Genomic DNA, 294 nt, shown 5'->3' with positions numbered 1-294 from the left:
AAGCCGAAGGGATTGCCTTGAGGATCGAGCATTCTGCCGTCCTCCACGCGATAGCCGGCGCCTTTCAGGAGCTCGAAGGCTGCTCGCAACACCTTGCGGTCCTGGCCGGACCCGTCGGTGACCGGCGGCCGCCAGGTGCCGTCCATCACCTCGAGCGGCACGCGGCCGGGGTAGGGGGCAAGCAGCGCCTTCTCGCGATCGTCGGCAGGATGGCCGAGCGCCGAAAGCTCTGAATTCTGCCAGAAGCTCATCGTGCGGTCGAACTTGCCGCCGAACAGGTTCTTGTTGGCCCCT

At 66.0% G+C, this 294-nt stretch carries 1 pseudogene; it reads right to left on the bottom strand.

The annotated features are described in order from the left end of the window. A pseudogene (locus EN859_RS37095) lies at positions 1-294 on the bottom strand (ABC transporter substrate-binding protein); the annotation flags it as partial.

Source organism: Mesorhizobium sp. M00.F.Ca.ET.216.01.1.1, from assembly GCF_004010325.2.
Classification (GTDB): Bacteria; Pseudomonadota; Alphaproteobacteria; order Rhizobiales; family Rhizobiaceae; genus Mesorhizobium.
Note: the sequence above shows the minus strand (reverse complement) of the source record. Positions and strands in the feature narration are given on the sequence as shown.